This is a genomic window from Chryseobacterium gambrini, from assembly GCF_027920505.1.
Classification (GTDB): Bacteria; Bacteroidota; Bacteroidia; order Flavobacteriales; family Weeksellaceae; genus Chryseobacterium; species Chryseobacterium gambrini.
Genome location: NZ_CP115857.1, coordinates 2,377,818 through 2,397,064 on the forward strand (window position 1 = coordinate 2,377,818; position 19,247 = coordinate 2,397,064).

Annotated in this window: 13 protein-coding genes; 10 read left to right on the forward strand and 3 right to left on the reverse strand. The window is 38.6% G+C overall.

What is annotated here, in order from left to right:
• Positions 1–64 precede the first annotated feature (64 nt).
• The 10 genes from PFY09_RS10715 to PFY09_RS10760 all read left to right on the forward strand — a co-directional run bounded on the left by PFY09_RS10715 (position 65) and on the right by PFY09_RS10760 (position 17,166).
• On the forward strand, positions 65–3,148 hold the full coding sequence (locus PFY09_RS10715; protein ID WP_271159689.1) for a T9SS type B sorting domain-containing protein: 3,084 nt from the start codon (positions 65–67) through the stop codon (positions 3,146–3,148).
• A 138-nt stretch (positions 3,149–3,286) separates the two neighbouring features.
• On the forward strand, positions 3,287–6,379 hold the full coding sequence (locus tag PFY09_RS10720) for a T9SS type B sorting domain-containing protein (RefSeq protein WP_271159690.1): 3,093 nt from the start codon (positions 3,287–3,289) through the stop codon (positions 6,377–6,379).
• Between the two features lie 140 nt (positions 6,380–6,519).
• Positions 6,520–9,339, forward strand: coding sequence for a T9SS type B sorting domain-containing protein (locus tag PFY09_RS10725; RefSeq protein WP_271159691.1), 2,820 nt, complete (start codon positions 6,520–6,522; stop codon positions 9,337–9,339).
• A 119-nt stretch (positions 9,340–9,458) separates the two neighbouring features.
• Positions 9,459–12,860 carry a T9SS type B sorting domain-containing protein gene (locus PFY09_RS10730; RefSeq protein ID WP_271159692.1) on the forward strand — a complete coding sequence of 1,134 codons (3,402 nt, stop codon included), beginning with the start codon at positions 9,459–9,461 and terminating at the stop codon, positions 12,858–12,860.
• 163 nt (positions 12,861–13,023) lie between these two features.
• Complete coding sequence (locus PFY09_RS10735) at positions 13,024–13,812, forward strand: hypothetical protein (protein WP_271159693.1); 789 nt, start codon at positions 13,024–13,026, stop codon at positions 13,810–13,812.
• A gap of 207 nt (positions 13,813–14,019) precedes the next feature.
• Entirely contained in the window at positions 14,020–14,829 is an 810-nt protein-coding gene (locus tag PFY09_RS10740) for a DUF6759 domain-containing protein (RefSeq protein WP_271159694.1), read from the forward strand.
• 82 nt (positions 14,830–14,911) lie between these two features.
• Positions 14,912–15,589: a tRNA (guanosine(46)-N7)-methyltransferase TrmB gene (trmB, locus tag PFY09_RS10745; RefSeq protein ID WP_076396342.1), complete on the forward strand. Its 678-nt coding sequence runs from the start codon at positions 14,912–14,914 to the stop codon at positions 15,587–15,589.
• Positions 15,590–15,753: 164 nt separating this feature from the next.
• Positions 15,754–16,377, forward strand: coding sequence for a DUF6759 domain-containing protein (locus PFY09_RS10750; protein ID WP_271159695.1), 624 nt, complete (start codon positions 15,754–15,756; stop codon positions 16,375–16,377).
• Positions 16,378–16,431: 54 nt separating this feature from the next.
• Entirely contained in the window at positions 16,432–16,887 is a 456-nt protein-coding gene (locus PFY09_RS10755) for a DUF6759 domain-containing protein (protein WP_271159696.1), read from the forward strand.
• A 114-nt stretch (positions 16,888–17,001) separates the two neighbouring features.
• Positions 17,002–17,166 (forward strand): bacteriocin-like protein, encoded by a 165-nt coding sequence (locus PFY09_RS10760; protein ID WP_165762947.1) that lies wholly within the window; start codon positions 17,002–17,004, stop codon positions 17,164–17,166.
• 68 nt (positions 17,167–17,234) lie between these two features.
• Here PFY09_RS10760 and rpsB read toward each other — a convergent pair whose 3' ends face one another.
• The 3 genes from rpsB to rplM all read right to left on the reverse strand — a co-directional run bounded on the left by rpsB (position 17,235) and on the right by rplM (position 19,051).
• Positions 17,235–17,996, reverse strand: coding sequence for a 30S ribosomal protein S2 (gene rpsB, locus PFY09_RS10765; protein WP_076396348.1), 762 nt, complete (start codon positions 17,994–17,996; stop codon positions 17,235–17,237).
• Between the two features lie 207 nt (positions 17,997–18,203).
• The gene (rpsI, locus tag PFY09_RS10770) at positions 18,204–18,590 is read right to left on the reverse strand and encodes a 30S ribosomal protein S9 (protein ID WP_072883409.1); all 387 of its coding nucleotides are present in this window, start codon (positions 18,588–18,590) and stop codon (positions 18,204–18,206) included.
• A 5-nt stretch (positions 18,591–18,595) separates the two neighbouring features.
• Complete coding sequence (rplM, locus tag PFY09_RS10775; protein ID WP_027381190.1) at positions 18,596–19,051, reverse strand: 50S ribosomal protein L13; 456 nt, start codon at positions 19,049–19,051, stop codon at positions 18,596–18,598.
• Positions 19,052–19,247: the final 196 nt, after the last annotated feature.

Here is a 19,247-nt window from a genome sequence, read left to right on the forward strand (position 1 = left end):
TTTATTTTTCGTTAACATTTATTAAATATTATTTTAAATTTGTAGAAATCATAATTAATTGTATATGAGAAGATTTCTACTGTCTTTCGTATTGATATTTTGTACGATTAACACGCTTTTTGCCCAAAGAGACACCGATCACTGGATTGCTCCGTTTTATACATCGGTTACAGGATATAACAATGCTGTATATCTTTCTACGGACTCAACCACTCCGTTTGACGTAAGAATATACAATAACAATAACCTGATTCAGACAGTTTCCGTTGCAAAAGGAGCACCCGTTTCGTATGCTATTGCCGTCAATCTTATCAATGGAACTAGTGCCGCAGATGCCTTTACGGTTGGAACAAAAGGATTATACCTCAAAGGAGATAAACCGTTTTACTGTACCTTAAGATCCGCTCAGACGGCACATGGAGAAATTATCACGTCAAAAGGTAAAGCAGGAATCGGAAAAAAATTCTATGTAGCAGCAACTCCAAGTACAGCGAGCAGCTCCACTAACAATTTTACGGCAGGGATTTTGGCTACGGAAGACAATACATCAGTTACCGTATCCTGGAATACTGCAGGTTTAGTTTTTATCGGAGGTACACCCGGAGGAAATTCACAGACATTTACTTTAAATAAAGGACAGTCTTATATCTTAGCAGGAAATCATTTAACATCAGCTAATTTAAACGGCTTCATCGGTGCCAAAGTCGTTTCAGACAAACCCGTAACCCTTACCAATGGAAATGCTAACGGAAACTTTGCGACAAATACTTCCGATGGTTCAGATTTAATTATGGACCAGTCGGTTCCGGTGGAAAGACTGGGGAACACATTTGCCATGGTAAAAACCAAAGCAACCAATCCTACCTTGAATATGGAAGGTGGAATTGTTATTGCCACAGAAGACAATACCCAGATTTTTATTAATGGAGCCACAACACCTGTTGCCACAATTAATGAAGGGGAATGGTACAGAATTAACGAAACAAGTTATGTAGAACAAACCGCGGGAAGCGGACATTTCAATATGTTCATTTCCACTTCTAAAAATGTTTACTTGTATCAGTTTATAGGGATTCAGGGATTCTCATACAATGGAGGTTACAATTATATTCCACCATTGAACTGCTTTCTTCCGAGAAAAATTGACGAGATCGGAAAGATCAACGAAATGCCGGGTGTTTCCGGAGTTACTCTGAAATTAAACATCTTAACTGAAGCAGGTGCTGCCGTTACGTACAGCATCGACGGCGGAGCTGCTACCACTCCAACCGCTGCTCAGGGACCTTATCCGTTAACCGGAAATACCAACTGGGTAACCTATGCCATCGATAATCCTACAGGAAATGTAGTGGTAACTTCCACCAAAGCGGTAACAGCAGGAGTGAACGGTGGATACAGCACTGCAGGGTACGGAGGATATTTCGCGGGATTCTCTTCCATTCCGATTATTGCGAAAAAAACAGGCGAATGTGTCCCGGGAATTATTCTTGAGGTTGACGACAGCTATGAAAGCTACCAGTGGTATCTGAACGGAAACCCGATCACCGGAGCAACACAAAACGTTTATACTCCTACCGTAGCAGGAAACTATACCGTGAAAGTAACCATGGGAACCTGTCCGCCCGTTACCACTCCCATCTATAAAGTTTTTTCATGTGTAAGAAATACAACAGCAGCTCTTAATGCCTGTGCAACGAAAGTCATTACGCCCGCTTTCTCGTTCACTACAACACAGACGCCTGTTGCAAGTACGGTAACCATCCTTACCTATCCGACAAACGGTACAGCAACGGTAAACGGCGCAGGACAGATTACCTATATTCCGAATCCGGGATACTTAGGTCCAGATACTATTGTTTACCAGTTCTGCGGAAATGCTCCCGAATTTATTGACTGTGAAAAGGTAACTTTAAATCTTACGGTAGTTCCGTTTATTTTAACGGACACCACCATCAAAGCATGTCAGTACAACGGAAAAGGATTCTTTGATCTTACCGCAGCCAATGTAACGACATATTCACCGGTGGTGAAGAAATTCTATCCTACCCTTGCTGATCTGAACGCAGCAACCAACGAAATTACAACTCCTGCCAATTATCTTTCCGCAGCAGGAATTGTCTATGTAAAAGTGACGACCAACGAAGGGTGTACAGGAAATGCAAAAATTACTTTAGCTTACCTGCCTACTCCCGTCGTAACAGAAGCTACCATCAGCGAATGTTATCTTGAAAACAATGAAACAAAAGCAGCTTTCAACCTTTCGCTTGCCAATGTTTCCACAGAAACGCCGATTACAAAAAAATACTACCCTACTTTTGTTGATGCAAGCAACGGAACCAATGAAATTTTAAATCCTTTAGCATACATTTCAGGGAACGCAGCGGTTTACATCCGAGTATACAATTCAAACGGATGTTATGCAATTGCCAAAGCCAACTTAGTGGTGATTCCTCCGAAAAGATCTCCGATCCTTGTGGATAAGATTATCTGTATCGACGCAAGAACGAATCTTGATGCAGGACCGGGATATCAGTCTTACCTGTGGAGCACAGGAGCAACCACTCAGGTATTATCAGGAGTTCCGGTAGGAGATTACTGGGTTATTCTTAAAGACAACGGATGTTCCGTAAAACAGTTTGTAAGCGTGAAAAAAGCAGTGGATCCTGTTATTTCGGAAATTGAAATTTCAAACAATACGGCAACGGTAAAGGTAACCGGAGGAAAAGCACCTTATAAATACGCCGTGGATTCGCCTACCAACTGGCAGGATTCCAATGTATTTACAGGACTTTCAAGAGGACAGCATATTTTCTATGTGAAAGACGCCTACAACTGTACCCCGATCTTTGTTGAGGTAACGGTTCCGAATTTGTTAAACGCCATCACGCCGAATGAGGATAATAAAAATGACTTCATCGATTACAGCGAATTGGCGTACAAGGAAAATTTAAGCTTCGTGATCTACGACCGATACGGAAATAAAATTTTCACAGGGAATAAATTCAACAACTACAAATGGGACGGTAAACATTTCGACAAGAAAATACTTACAGGAACCTATTGGTACCACATCAACTGGAATGAACCCAACAAGGAAAAAACACCGATTAAATATTCAGGATGGATCCTTGTTAAAAATATTGACTAAGCAAACAAAAAAGCTGAATCCTAAAGCCATGATTTTTTATCGTGGCTTTTTTACGTATTTACAACCATTTTTTTGGAAATATTATTAAGAACATATTAAATATTCTGTTATTTTTGCAAGAATCCTAATTCTATAATTATGAATAAAATTCTACTGTCTTTTGTACTGATGCTTTTCAGCATAAGTACTCTTTTTGCACAGAGGGATACAGAGCACTGGATTGCACCTTACTATGCATCCGCAACAGGATATACCAATGCGTTATATCTTTCAACAGACTCTACCACTCCTTTTGATGTAAAAATTTATAACAATAATACTTTGCTAACGACCGTTACCATCAGCAAAGGAAATCCTCAATCGTATACCGTTCCTCTCGCTAATATAACAGCTACAGCTTCAGCCGATGCTTTTACGGTAGGTACAAAAGGTTTATATCTTAAAGGAGACAAACCGTTTTACTGTACATTGAGATCTGCACAAAGTGTACACGGAGAAATTATTACATCCAAAGGTAAAGCAGGAATCGGGAAATTATTCTTTTCAGCTAATGCACCCAATACAACCGCAGGAACCGGATCGGGTAATAATTTCACAGCAGGGATTTTGGCTACGGAAGACAATACATCAGTTACCGTAACCTGGACAACATCAGGAATTCAGTTTATCGGTGCTCCCGCCACTTTTACAGGAAATACTCAAACCTTTACTTTAAATAAAGGACAGTCTTATATTTTAGCCGGGAACAATAGTACTCCGGCAAATCTTACCGGATTTATCGGAGCCAAAATAGTTTCCGATAAGCCCATCAGTTTAACCAATGGAAGCGCCAACGGAAACTTTGGAGCAGGAAGTTCGGGCGGTTCAGATTTAATTATGGACCAGTCGGTTCCGGTGGAAAGACTGGGGAATACTTTTGCCATGGTAAAAACAAGATCTACCGCTCCTGCCGAAAATATGGAGGGAGGAATTGTTATTGCAACAGAAGACAATACTCAGATATTTGTCAATGGCGGAACGACTCCATTAGCAACAATCAATGCCGGAGAATGGTACAGAATTAACGAAACTAATTATGTACAGCAAGGTACAAGCGGACATTTTAATATGTTGGTATCCACTTCTAAAAATGTATACCTTTATCAATTAGTGGGAGTAGGTACTTCAAACAATACAGGAGGCTACAATTATATTCCACCATTGAACTGCTTCCTTCCGAGAAAAATTGATGAGATCGGAAAGATTAACGAAATGCCGGGAATTTCCGGAATTACTTTAAAGTTAAATATCTTAACTGAAACAGGAGCTGCTGTTACGTACAGCATCGACGGCGGAGCGGCTACCACTCCAACCGCTGCTCAGGGACCTTATCCATTAACCGGAAACACCAACTGGGTAACCTATGCCATCGATAATCCTACAGGAAATGTGACAGTAACCTCCACCAAAGCGGTAACAGCAGGAGTTAACGGTGGATACAGTTCCGCAGGGTACGGTGGATATTTCGCAGGATTCTCTTCCATCCCGGTAATTGCAAAACAGACAGGAGACTGTATTCCGGGGATTATTCTTGAGGTTGATGACAGCTATGAAAGCTACCAGTGGTATCTGAACGGAAACCCGATCACCGGGGCAACACAAAACGTTTATACGCCTACCGTAGCTGGAAACTATACCGTGAAAGTAACCATGGGAACCTGTCCGCCCGTTACCACTCCCATCTATAAAGTTTTTTCATGTGTAAGAAATACAACAGCAGCTCTTAATGCCTGTGCAACGAAAGTCATTACGCCCGCTTTCTCGTTCACTACAACACAGACGCCTGTTGCAAGTACGGTAACCATTCTTACCTATCCGACAAACGGTACTGCAACGGTAAACGGTGCAGGACAGATTACCTACATTCCGAATCCGGGATACTTAGGTCCAGATACTATTGTTTACCAGTTCTGCGGAAATGCTCCCGAATTTATTGACTGTGAAAAGGTAACTTTAAATCTTACAGTGGTACCGTTTATTTTAACGGACACCACCATCAAAGCCTGTCAGTACAACGGAAAAGGGTTCTTTGATCTTACTGCTGCCAATGTAACGACTTACACTCCGGTGGTCAAGAAATTCTATCCTACCCTTGCTGACCTGAACGCAGCAACCAACGAAATTACAACTCCCGCCAATTATCTTTCTGCAGCAGGAATTGTCTATGTAAAAGTGACGACCAACGAAGGATGTACAGGAAATGCCAAAATAACTCTGGCTTATCTTCCGACTCCGGTGGTAACAGAAGCTACCATCAGCGAATGTTATCTTGAAAATAATGAAACAAAAGCAGCGTTTAATCTTTCGCTTGCCAATGTTTCCACAGAATCGCCGATTACCAAAAAGTATTATCCGACTTTTGTTGATGCAAGCAACGGAACCAATGAAATCCTGAATCCGTTAGCATACATTTCAGGGAATGCTTCGGTTTACATCCGAGTATACAACTCAAACGGATGTTATGCAATTGCCAAAGTAAACTTAGTGGTAATTCCTCCGAAAAGATCTCCGGTTCTTGTGGATAAGATCATCTGTATCGACGCAAGAACGAATCTTGATGCAGGACCGGGATATCAGTCTTACCTGTGGAGCACAGGAGCAACCACTCAGGTATTATCAGGAGTTCCGGTAGGAGATTACTGGGTTATTCTTAAAGACAACGGATGTTCCGTAAAACAGTTTGTAAGCGTGAAAAAAGCAGTGGATCCTGTTATTTCAGAAATTGAAATTTCAAACAATACGGCGACGGTAAAGGTAACCGGAGGAAAAGCGCCTTATAAATATGCCGTGGATTCTCCTACCAACTGGCAGGATTCCAATGTATTTACAGGACTTTCAAGAGGACAGCATATTTTCTACGTGAAAGATGCCTATAACTGTACCCCGATCTTTGTAGAGGTAACGGTTCCGAATTTGTTAAACGCCATCACGCCGAATGGAGATAATAAAAATGACTTCATCGATTACAGCGAACTTGCGTACAAGGAAAATTTAAGCTTCGTGATCTACGACCGATACGGAAATAAAATTTTCACAGGGAATAAATTCAACAACTACAAATGGGACGGTAAACATTTCGACAAGAAAATACTTACAGGAACCTATTGGTACCACATCAACTGGAATGAACCCAACAAGGAAAAAACGCCGATTAAATATTCAGGATGGATCCTTGTTAAAAATATTGACTAAGCAAACAAAAAAGCTGAATCTTAAAGCCACGATTTTTTATCGTGGCTTTTTTACGCTAATATGTTATTATATTTAAAACATAATTTGAATATGTATTAGAAAATTCCATTATTTTTGCATGAATCCTAATTCAACAACTTATGAATAAAATTCTACTGTCTTTTGTACTGATGCTTTTCGGCATGAGTACTCTTTTTGCACAGAGGGATACAGAGCACTGGATCGCGCCTTATTATGCATCCACCACAGGATATACCAATGCGTTATATCTTTCAACAGACTCTACCACTCCTTTTGATGTAAAAATTTATAATAATAATACTTTGCTTACCACCGTTACCATCAGCAAAGGAAATCCTCAATCGTATACCGTTTCTGCCAATCTTATTAGCGCAACCACCACTTCGGAGGCGTTACAGATTATTACAAAAGGTCTTTACCTGAAGGGAGACAAGCCTTTTTACTGCACATTGAGATCTGCACAACCTTCGCACGGTGAGATCATCACATCCAAAGGTAAAGCAGGAATCGGGAAATTATTCTTCGTAGCCAATCCGCCCAATACCAATGCAGGAACGGGAACTTCCAATAATTTTACAGCAGGGATTTTGGCTACGGAAGACAATACACAGGTTACGGTTACATGGAATACGTCAGGATTGGTCTTTTTAGGAGGAACTCCTTCCGGTACCAATACCCACACTTTTACCCTGAATAAAGGAAAGTCTTACATTATGGCCGGAAATAATGGCACCGCAGCAAACCTTACAGGATTTATCGGAGCCAAAATTGTTTCTGATAAGCCCATCACATTAACCAACGGAAGTTCCAACGGTAACTTCGGTGCTTTAAGTTCAAGTGGTTCAGATTTAATTATGGATCAGTCGGTTCCGGCGGAAAGACTGGGGAATACATTTGCCATGGTAAAAACAAGATCTACCGCTCCTGCCGAAAATATGGAAGGTGGAATTGTTATTGCCACAGAAGACAATACCCAGATTTTCATCAACGGCGCCACCGCTCCCATTGCAACGATTAATGCAGGGGAATGGTATAGAATTAATGAAACCAATTATATTCAGCAGGGAGGAGCAAGCGGACATTTCAATATGTTTATTTCAACCTCTAAAAATGTATATTTATATCAGTTAGTAGGAGTAGGAACAGAAAATAATACCGGAGGATACAACTATATTCCGCCTTTGAACTGTTTCCTTCCAAGAAAAATCGATGAGATCGGAAAGATCAACGAAATGCCAAGTGTTTCGGGGGTAACCCTAAAGCTTAATATTCTGACAGAAGCAGGAGCAGCAGTTACCGTAAACGGAGCAACTCCTACTGCCGCTCAGGGACCTTATCCTTTAACCGGAAATACCAACTGGGTAACTTATGCCATTACAGGAATTACAGGAAACGTAACGGTAACCTCCACCAAAGCGGTAACAGCAGGAGTGAATGGAGGATACAGCACGGCAGGTTATGGAGGATATTTTGCAGGATTCTCTTCCATTCCTTTAATTACAAAACAAACCGGAGACTGTATTCCGGGAATTGTTCTTGAGGTTGACGACAGCTATGAAACGTATCAGTGGTATCTGAACGGAAACCCTATTCCGGGAGCCAATTCAAACAGTTATACTCCGACAGTAGCAGGAAATTATACGGTAAGAATTACAGTAGGATCTTGTGTTCCTGCAATAACTCCTGTTTATAAAGTCTACACCTGCCTTCAGCAGTCTACAAAAGCGCTTACGGTTTGTGAAGGTTTTCAGGCTGTGGTTCCGTCTTTTACAAATTCTACCCAGACCTATGTTCCGAGTACAGTAACGATTGTTACACCTCCTGCAAACGGTTCTGCAGTTATTGATCCGAACGGCGTAATCATTTATACTCCAAATTTCGGTTTTACAGGTACAGATACTATGGTTTATAAATTCTGTGGAAACGATCCTGATTTTACGGATTGTGAGCAGGTAACTTTAACGTTTACCGTTTCTGCAAGTCCTACAGTAACAGACGCAACACTGAGATCATGTTTTATTCCGGCTAATCCTGCTACGGCATTATTTGACCTTACAACGGCTCTTGTATCTACCACTACAGGAATTACAAAAAAATATTATCCTTCTTTAACGGATGCACAGCTCGGAACCAATGAAATCATCAATCCGGTAAACTATATAGCACCAAACGGAGTGGTTTTCGTGAAAGTAAGCAATGCAAACGGATGTTTCAGAATAGCAAAAGTTACTTTAATTGTTCTTCCACCGGTGTATTCGAGTGTTTTACAGGAGAAGATTATCTGTATTGAAAATAAAACAACTTTAGATGCCGGTCCAGGATTTACAGCGTATTTATGGAGTACAGGTGCAACAACACAGTCGATCAGTAACGTTACTACAGGAACTTACTGGGTAGATCTGAAAACTGGAAATTGTGTAACAAGACAGACAGTAAAAGTCTATGCTTCAGAACAGCCTGTTATTTCAAATATTGATATTTCAAACAATACCGTTACGGTACATGTATTGGGAGGAACAGCTCCTTATCAATACTCCATTGATAATATTCACTGGCAGGATTCTAATGTATTTACCAATGTTCCGAGAGGAAATAATACATTCTATGTAAAAGATTCTTACAACTGTAATCCAATGCAGGTAGAAGTTACCGTACCGAATCTTATTAACGTAATTACTCCGAACGGAGATGGCGTAAATGATGTAATTGATTATTCTGCGTTAGGAAACAAGAAAAATCTTGTATTCAATATTTACGACAGATACGGCACAAAAATGCATGAGGGAAATAAAGAAAACGGATACAAATGGGACGGCGCAGTCGGCGGCAAAAAAGTACCTACAGGAAACTACTGGTATGATGTAAGCTGGAATGAGCCAAACGGTAAACAGACCCCTATTAAATATTCCGGATGGATCTTAGTGAAAAACAGAAATTAATTTTAAATATCTCTTTAAATAATACTCTGAAAACCATGATTTTGATATCATGGTTTTTTTTATTTTTTTAAGCTTAGAATGCTTTTTATTATTAAATTTGTGTTAAAGGCAATATCTGAATGAAGAAAATTCTATCTTTTCTGTTTTTACTTCTGTTTTTCACCTCTACTTTTGCACAATTGGATAGAGAACACTGGTTTGCGCCGATGGTAGACCGTACAGGAAATTCAAATCCCAATCAGAAACTGTATCTTTCTACTAACCGTACTTCGCCTTTTCCGGTAGAAATTTATAACAACAACACTTTAATTGCTACGGTAACGATCAGCAAAGGAAATCCTCAAAAAGTTGATATCTTAAGAGATTATATTATTACGTCACTGCAGACAGATCTTTTTACGACGACAACTAAAGGACTTTATGTAAAAGCAGAATTTCCCTTTTACGCCAACTTAAGATTTTCAGTGTTTAATCACGCTGAAATTATTACATCTAAAGGAATTCCTTCCACCGGAAAAACTTTTTACGCAGCCAATGCTCCCCTCTCTGTAAGTAATTCTATCCTGAATTTTATGACGAGTGTTCTGGCAACTGAAGACAATACCACCGTTACCATAACAGGATATAAACCCACTGTACAGTTTTCCAACGGAACAACGGGAGCAACCAATCCTACCATTACGTTTAATTTAAATAAAGGGCAATCCTACATCATCGACGGAATCGGAAATAATGCGGGAAATTTTGACGGATTTATCGGAGCCAAAATTACAGCCAACAAAAACATCAATGTTACGAACGGAAATTTCAACGGGCAATATGCAGGCAATTTTCCTTCAAGTTCGGATATTTTAATGGATCAGGCGGTTCCGGTGGACAGATTAGGAAATGAATTTGCTTTGGTAAAAGGCAACGGAAGCATCGGTTCGAATATGGAAGGTGCTTTGGTAATTGCCACCGAAGACAATACGGAAATCCGTGTAAATAATGAAGTCGTTCCTGTTGCCACTTTAAATACGGGGCAGTATTTCATGATTCCGGACTCCAAATATCAGCTTCAGGGAAGCGGACATTATAATCTATACATCAAAACAACCAAAAACGTCTATATTTATCAGGTTCTTGCAGGTGCAAGTACCGCAGGGAACGAAGTGGCAACCGGTGGATTCAATTTTATTCCTGCATTGAACTGTTACTTACCGAAACAGATTAACGAACTTGGATTAATTGATGAAAACTTTGTGTATTCCAACGGGAATCCCAATGGTATTTTAAATGTTCCCACGAAATTAAATCTCATCACAGAAAGAGGCGCAGTAGTTACCGTAAACGGAATTACCCCTCCTATTTCAACAGGTCCTTTCAATATGACGGGAACTCTTAACTGGGTAACTTACGGAATTCCGAATACTGCAGGAACGGTAACCGTTGTTTCATCTAAAGCGATAACAGCGGGAATCAACGCAGGAAGTGACGCAGTAGGATATGGCGGTTTTTTCGCAGGATTTCCTACACAGCCTGTAATTTTAAAATCCGGTGGAGACTGCGCTCCGGGAATAATACTTACGGTAGATCCTGTAATTTATGACACCTATCAATGGTACGTCGGCGGAGTTTTAATTCCGGGAGCTACAGGAGCTTCTTACTCACCGACTCAGTCCGGTTATTACACCTGCTCAGTAACAATGGGAAGCTGTGCTCCTTTAATCACGGCACAGTACAAGGTACAGAACTGTACAAAACTGTCTACCGCGACCTATGATGTCTGTACCACAAAAACAATTACTCCTGCATTTACCAGTTCTATCCAGACTCCGGTTCCTTCTACAGTCGCAGTGCTTACGGCTCCGACTTTGGGAACGGCAACCGTAAATGCAACGACAGGAGTCATTACTTACACCGTTACGAATCCCGGAACTGCAGGAACAGACACTTTCACGTATACATTCTGCGGAAACAACCCGGATTTTCCTGACTGCGAAACTGTAACCGTTACCATTAATATTCAGGTTTTAACGGTGAATAATGCAACATTAAAAGTCTGTGATAACGGATCGGGACAGGGAATATTTAATTTAACAACAGCCAATGTTACCACTAATTCTCCGGTAACCATTACCTATTATACGAATCTGTTGGATGCCCAGAACGAAACTCCGGGAACCGCAATTACCAATACGACTTCTTATACCGCAACAAACGGAACCATTGTGTATGCCGTGGTAAAAAATACACTTGGATGTAAAGCCATTGCCCAGATTACGCTTAATCTTTATCCTTTTGCCAACGTTCTTAATAATTATACCGGAACTTTTTGTGATGATAATCTGGACGGCGTGGTGAATGTAATTCTGCCTAACATCACCCCTCTTGTTTTAAACAATCCGACTTATTTTACGAATGTAAGATATTACGCTAACTTAGCAGATGCCAATGCCGGAAACGCAAATACTTTACCGAATAACTGGTCTTACACAACCACCACTACAATTTATATAAGAGTAGATTCTCCGGACGGTTGTCCTCCTATTGTAAAGCCGCTTGTTTTTGTTATCGGAAATAAAATTTCTTTAATTAAAACCACACACGCCATCACCATGTGTGATGATAATCTGGACGGTACAAAAGTGATTGATCTGATGCCTTATATCAGTCAGTTTACAACAGATCCTTCTGTTACCGTGACTTTTCACCCTACGCTTCTGGATGCACAGAACAACACGGCGCAGATTGCAAACCCAATGAATTTATCGGGAACCCAAACGGTTTTTATAAGATTTGAGAAATCCGGAGTCTGTCCTAATATTGCTTCAATTACTGTTACGATAAAAACTCCGAAATCGTCACTTATTCTGAAAGATAAAGTAGTTTGCCCTAAAACACTGACGACTTTAGATGCAGGACCGGGATTCGACAGTTATCTATGGAGTACCGGAGCAACCACCTCTTCAATCGGAAATGTTGCCCCCGGAAATTATTGGGTAGATCTTACCGCAGAAGGCTGTACCTACAGACAAAATGTAACCGTTACAGAATCTTCTCTTCCGGTTATCACGATGATTGAAATAAACGGAAGTACAGTAACGATCGGAGCAAGCGGTGGCACTCCGCCTTACGAATATTCTCTGGATGGCGTAAACTGGCAGAGTTCAAATGTTTTCATGAATGTTCCGAGGGGAAATCATATTATCCACATTCGGGACACTAATCAGTGCGAGGAAGTGACCAGACCATTTGTTATTATTAATCTTATCAATACAATTACGCCTAATCTTGATGGCTATAATGATGCTATAAATTATTCTGAATTAATGAATAATGACAACATTGTTTTCAGAATTTTTGACCGATATGGAGCGGAAGTATTTCAAGGAGCGCCTTCCAACAGATTTACCTGGGACGGAAGAGTCGGAGGAAGACTCGTAAATACAGCAACGTACTGGTATTTCATCAGCTGGACGGAGTTCGGTGGCACAACTACTGTAAAATATACGAGTTGGCTTTTGGTAAAGAATTATTAATCGGGATGAAAAATCATTAAAAATTTTCACACATTTTATATTTAAATGCATCCTTATAACATTCATTAACAATTCCGAATCAAAGTTTAATATAACTTTAACCTGTTTTCACTACTAAAATAGGTATAGTTTGTTGGTTTTCTGCGTAATTTTGCGGTATTATATGAAGAAGCTATTTACTCTGCTGCTGTTGGTTTTTCTGGCAAAAATTAACGCACAAACATACTCCGGAGAAGTTTTTCTAAAAGATAATTCTGTTTTGTATCTGAACCAGATGTATGTTACGAATCTTAATACCCTGAAAACTGTTTTAAGTGATTATAATGGTGATTTTTCTATCTCTGCCAATCCGGGAGATGTGATCCGTTTCACGTCGATTATTACAGAGCGAAAAGATATTAAGCTGACGCCCCAGATGATGGATCAGAAAAATCTGGTTGAGCTGAAAGTGGCGTATCACGATATTCAGGAAGTCATCATCAGCAGGTTTAAGCCTACCGGAAACTTACGTTATGATGTAAATTCAATCAGAAAAGAAGATAAGGCTTTAGCCATTAAAAAAGTAATCGGCCTTCCGGAACCTAAAGGAGACGGAACTCCGCCGCAGCTTCCTGTTGCAGGTCTTCGCGATGGCGGACTTACCTTCAGCCTCGAAAGTATTTATGATATTTTATCCGGAGAAAGAAAGAAAAAGCAGCGCTATGTAGCCTACGAAAAAATGAATAATTCTGTAACGCAGATTAAAAATTATTTGGGAAAAGATTATTTTACAAGATTCAAAATTCCTGAAAACTTAATTGATAACTTCCTGCAGTTTGTCTATACTTCAGAAAATATCGAACCTTATGTTCTCGCCGGAAACTTTGAAGCTGTAAAAATCCCTATAGAAAAATATCTTCCGATTTACCAGAGAAGATTAAGGAATTCTCACCTTCAGGATGTTCTGAAATAAAATTTCTCATTATACAAATAAAAAAAATGTACATTTCCAACTGGGATGTACATTTTTTTGTTTTACTTAAAATAATTTTTAAATTTAGAAAAAATTGATTGTTCATTACAGTTGGTGTAATTTTCGCTGCAATTTTGGATACTAATGCCTTAAAAATAAATCAATTAAACGAGAAAATATTTTACTTTTACACTTTAATACCAGTGAATGAAAAAGTTATTTATATTTTTTAGTATGATTCTGTGCATCACTCTTTCCGCTCAGTCGAAAGGGAAAGATTACAGTGAAATTTTAAAAAGTAAAAATATTTACGAAATTAATGCTTTCCTGAGAGATGCTCATCCCGATGATCCGCGAAGATCTGTGCTTAAACCCCGCGTAATGGAAATGATGAAGGAATACATAAAAAATGCCCAACCCGGTGACCAGAAAGTAAAACAGATGCAGGACTGGCTTGCTATGCTGAAGCGAAGACCTTCTACCAAAATATCTTTTGACGAGATGAATGCCCTCATCAAGCAGAAACAGATTGCAAAATATCAGAAAGAACTGCAGGTGGGGCAATCTGCGGTAGTGTACACACCAAGCAATCCTAAAAACGCATACATTGCTCCTGCTACTCCTGCTGCTGCTTCAGCAACATCTGCAAACACTAAACCTGTTGCTGCCATTCCTGATGCAGAAGCTTCTGAATTTAATATGCTGATGGCGGAAAATCCGACGGAACATAAAAACAAAACGGTAAAAATCCTTAACTCTCTTTTCGATAACGACCCCAATGCGAAAGAATGTATTGTGATGATCGAAAATAAATCGGACTGTAATATTATTGTACGAATAGAAGGAATCGGAACTACGAAGTACAGGCTTCCTGTTCCTTCGCACGGCGACAATTCGATTGTGGTACAGAAAGGTGATTATCTTTTTACGAGTATTGTCTGCGGAGCTCAGTACGCCTCACAGAAAACCATCCAGAAACCCATCATGGTTGCATTGGGAAGTTCTATGAGAAAATAACGCAGTTAGCTGTTATTTTCAGGTTTAAAAATGAAGCATTTGCTTAAAATTAGTTATTTTTGCAGGATTTTATAAATGTCACATGGGTAAAAATAAATTAGCAAGATTCGCAGAAAACAAGATATTACCAAACGTTATTCAGCCAACGCGGGAAGATGCTTTAAATGGTTTCGATCTTAAAGGAAAATGGAGAACAGATTTCTTTAAAAACGACAATCCTATTGTTTTAGAATTAGGCTGCGGAAAGGGAGAATATTCGGTAGGTCTTGCAAAAACATTCCCTGAGAAAAATTTTATCGGAATTGATATTAAAGGGGCAAGATTCTGGTTCGGAGCCAAGGAAGCTGTAGAAAACGACATGAAGAATGTGGCTTTTCTGAGAACCCAGATTGAACTCGTTGATTATTTTTTCGGAGAAAATGAAGTGGATGAAATCTGGATTACATTTCCGGATCCGCAAATTAAATACAAGCGTACAAAACACCGATTAACGCATCCTGACTTTTTAGAAAGATATAAGAAATTCTTAAAACCCGGAGGAATTATTCACCTGAAAACAGATTCTGAATTTCTTCACGGCTATACTTTAGGATTTTTGCAAGGGGCAGGTTATGAAATCATTACCGCACACCACGATATTTACGGAGCTTTAGAATATGATCCGAATACTCCGCATTTAAGGGATATTAAAACGTACTATGAGGAGCTTTTTTCTGCTAAAGGAAAAACAATAACGTATATTAAATTCAGAATTAACTAAACAACAAAACACATCATGAAAAAAAATTCAGTATTTCCAGACTCTTTACAAATTTAACTTATCGGTAGTTTTTTAAGTGATAAAATTCACATAAACAATTAAAGGCTGTAATATTCTACACCCTTGCATTTTCACGTACAAACACAAAATTATAAAGATAAGTTATGAAAAAATTAATGTTGATTATTTCGACGGAAATTCTTGTATGCTGTAACACGGCTCAGGTACAAAATAAATCCCAGAATATTTTAGAAAGCAAAAATATCAGTGAAATAGAAGAATTCCTGAAAACAGCGCATCCGGATGATCCGAAAAGAAGCGTATTAAAATCCAAGGTGATCGCCTTAAAGAACTCGGAGTGGACAAAAGGAAAAAAGGATGCTAAACCGATGGAAGCAAGACCTGTTATTTCCGAAATTTCTTCCAACCTAATGAAGAATTCTAATGCCTCGGAAACGGAGGAATTTAAACGCCTGATTGCTTCTACACCCGCTGAACATAAAGACAAAACAGTAAAACTGCTTAATGCGATGTTTAATGAAGATATCAGCAGCAAAGAAGTTATTCTTTTGTTTAAAAATAATTCTGACTGTAATATCGTTTTAAGAATTCAGGGAAAAGATTTCTATAATCTTGCAGTACCGGCGAAAGGAGAAAATTCTATCGTAATTAATAAAGGAAGTTATACTTTAACGAGCCACGTCTGTGATGTTTTATATTCCTCACAGAAAGAAATTAAGAAAAGTATTTTTTTAACCATTAATAATCCTGTTCAGACTGGAAAATAAATTACGACGGGCGAGTAAGTAAAAGTTTTAAATTTACACCAAGAAAATTTTGTTATGAAAAAGCTTTTTCCTTTTGCTGTTATGATCATCATTGTCTTAAACAGTTGTGAGACTACTCATTACAGGACAACCAGCGGTTCTGTAAAAAATCTTAAGACAAATTCAAACGCAGGTAACAGAACCTTTACTGCCAATCAAACAGAATTAGAATATCAGACTTTACTAAAAACGTACAAATCTGAAACGGCGGCAGTTTTAACGGATCTTTTAAACGGCTCTGAAGACAGCCCGAATACATCAATTACTGTTGAGAATAATTCCCGCTGCAATATGGTTCTTACGATTAGCGGAAATAATTATTTTAAGAAAATCCCTATTGGTGCCAATAAAATTGGCTCGGCAATGGTTCCGAAAAATCAGAATTATAATATTTCGGGAATGGTTTGCAATTCGGTATACCAGAAAACAAAGTTTATCAGTTCGTCTTATAATGTAACGCTTTCCAACTAAGAAAAAATATTTTATCAAAAATAAGTGATATATTAAGTAATTTATTACATTTGAATAAAATCATTGCGGAATCCGAAAAGCATACAGAGTAGGAAAATTACAAATTAAAAAACTATGAAAAATTTGAAAAAAGTTTCAAGAAAAGAATTGAGAACAATTAAAGGTGGTTACAGAAAATGTAGTGACGGTTGTAATGAAGAAACTGAAATATGCTGTTCTGGTGTTTGCAGAATAGGTGTAGATAATCCAAATTTTCCAGGAATGCTTGTTTGCCCTTAATAAGATATAAACAAAAAATCGCCGAATCTTTGATTCGGCGATTTTTCTATAGTAAAGAAAATCTTTAATTATTCAGCATCAAAGTCAGCATCTTTATCAGCAGATACTACTTCTCCTTCTTCTTTAGATTTTTCTTTATCAGCTTTTCTCTGAGACTGACCTTCTTTGATAGATTCAGAAACTACGCTAAGAATCATATCGATAGATTTAGAAGCATCATCGTTTCCTGGGATAACGAAGTCTACTTTTCTTGGGTCAGAGTTGGTATCAACAATACCGAAAACCGGAATACCTAATTTCTTAGCTTCAGTTACCGCGATGTGTTCTCTCATGATATCTACTACGAATACAGCAGATGGAAGTCTCACCATGTCAGCGATAGAACCTAAGTTCTTCTCAAGGTTAGCTCTTTGTCTGTCTACCTGTAATCTTTCTTTTTTAGATAAAGTTTCGAACGTTCCATCTTTTTTCATTTTGTCGATAGAGTTCATTTTCTTAACAGCCTTTCTGATAGTAACAAAGTTTGTTAACATACCACCCGGCCATCTTTCTGTAATATAAGGCATATTAAGTTCAGAAGCGTGTTTTGCAACCACTTCTTTCGCCTGCTTCTTAGTAGCTACGAAAAGAACTTTTTTACCTGCAGAAGTTAATTTTTCTAAAGCGTTACAAGCTTCATCCAATTTAACAGCTGTTTTATGTAAGTCTACAATGTGAATACCATTTTTCTCCATAAAAATGTATGGAGCCATATTTGGATTCCACTTTCTAGTCATGTGACCGAAGTGTACACCAGCCTCTAGAAGGTCTTTTACATTTGCTTTTGCCATGTTTTTTGTTTTTGTTAGTTTACTTTCCGTCTTTTAAACAATCAACAACTTCTTTAGATGGGAGAAGCGTTTGGATGCTAAACGTAACGGGCAATTGGCGTTTTGCTTTTTGCTTGTGGCAATTGGCTTTTCGCCGAGATTAAGTTTAAATAAAAATTAATACATTTCTGTAGCAAACAACCATAAGCCATTCGCCAACAGCAAATCTTAACGTTTTGAGAATTGGAATCTCTTTCTTGCTTTTTTCTGACCTGGCTTCTTTCTTTCCACCATTCTTGCGTCTCTTGTAAGTAAACCAGCAGGCTTCAATGCTAATCTGAACTCAGCGTTGATTTCGCATAAAGCTCTTGAAATACCTAATCTGATAGCTTCTGCCTGACCTGTATTTCCACCACCGAATACGTTTACGGTAACGTCATACTGACCAACAGTTTCAGAAAGGATAAATGGTTGGTTTAATTTGTAAACCATTACATCTGTAGAGAAGTATTCTTTAGCGTCTTTACCGTTTACTGTAATGTTACCAGTTCCTGGCTTTACATAAACTCTTGCTACAGAAGTTTTTCTTCTTCCGATTTTGTGAACTGTAGACATATTAATTATTTAAATTCGTTAACATTAATTGTTTTAGGCTGTTGAGCTTCATGTTTGTGCTCAGTTCCTTCATATAAGTAAAGATTCTTAAGGATCGCAGCTCCAAGTCTGTTTTTAGGCAACATCCCTTTTACTGATTTTTCCAATACTTTTAAAGAATCTTTCTTTTGAAGTTCAGCCGCAGTCATAGACTTCTGTCCTCCAGGATAACCTGTATGCCAGATATAAGTCTTGTCGTTCCACTTGTTTCCGGAAAGAGTTACTTTCCCAGCGTTCAAAACGATTACGTTATCACCACAATCTACGTGAGGTGTGTAGTTCGTTTTGTGCTTACCTCTCAAAATCTTTGCAACCGTAGAAGCTAGTCTTCCCAACGGTTGTCCTTCAGCGTCTACCACAACCCATTCTTTATTAGCAGTAGCTTTGTTCGCTGAAACAGTTTTGTAACTTAATGTATTCACACGTTTTAGTTAAAGATTAAACATAATTTTCCCCTAAAAGGGTGTGCAAAGGTACAAATTATTTTTAGAATGCAAAAACATATTTCGTTTAATCTGTTGATTATGTGTTTAAGCCTAAGTATCTGAAAGACTTAATCGTACAGAAACCAATCAAAAAACAAGGAAATAACCATTTAAAAAATTCATGTATAAATTC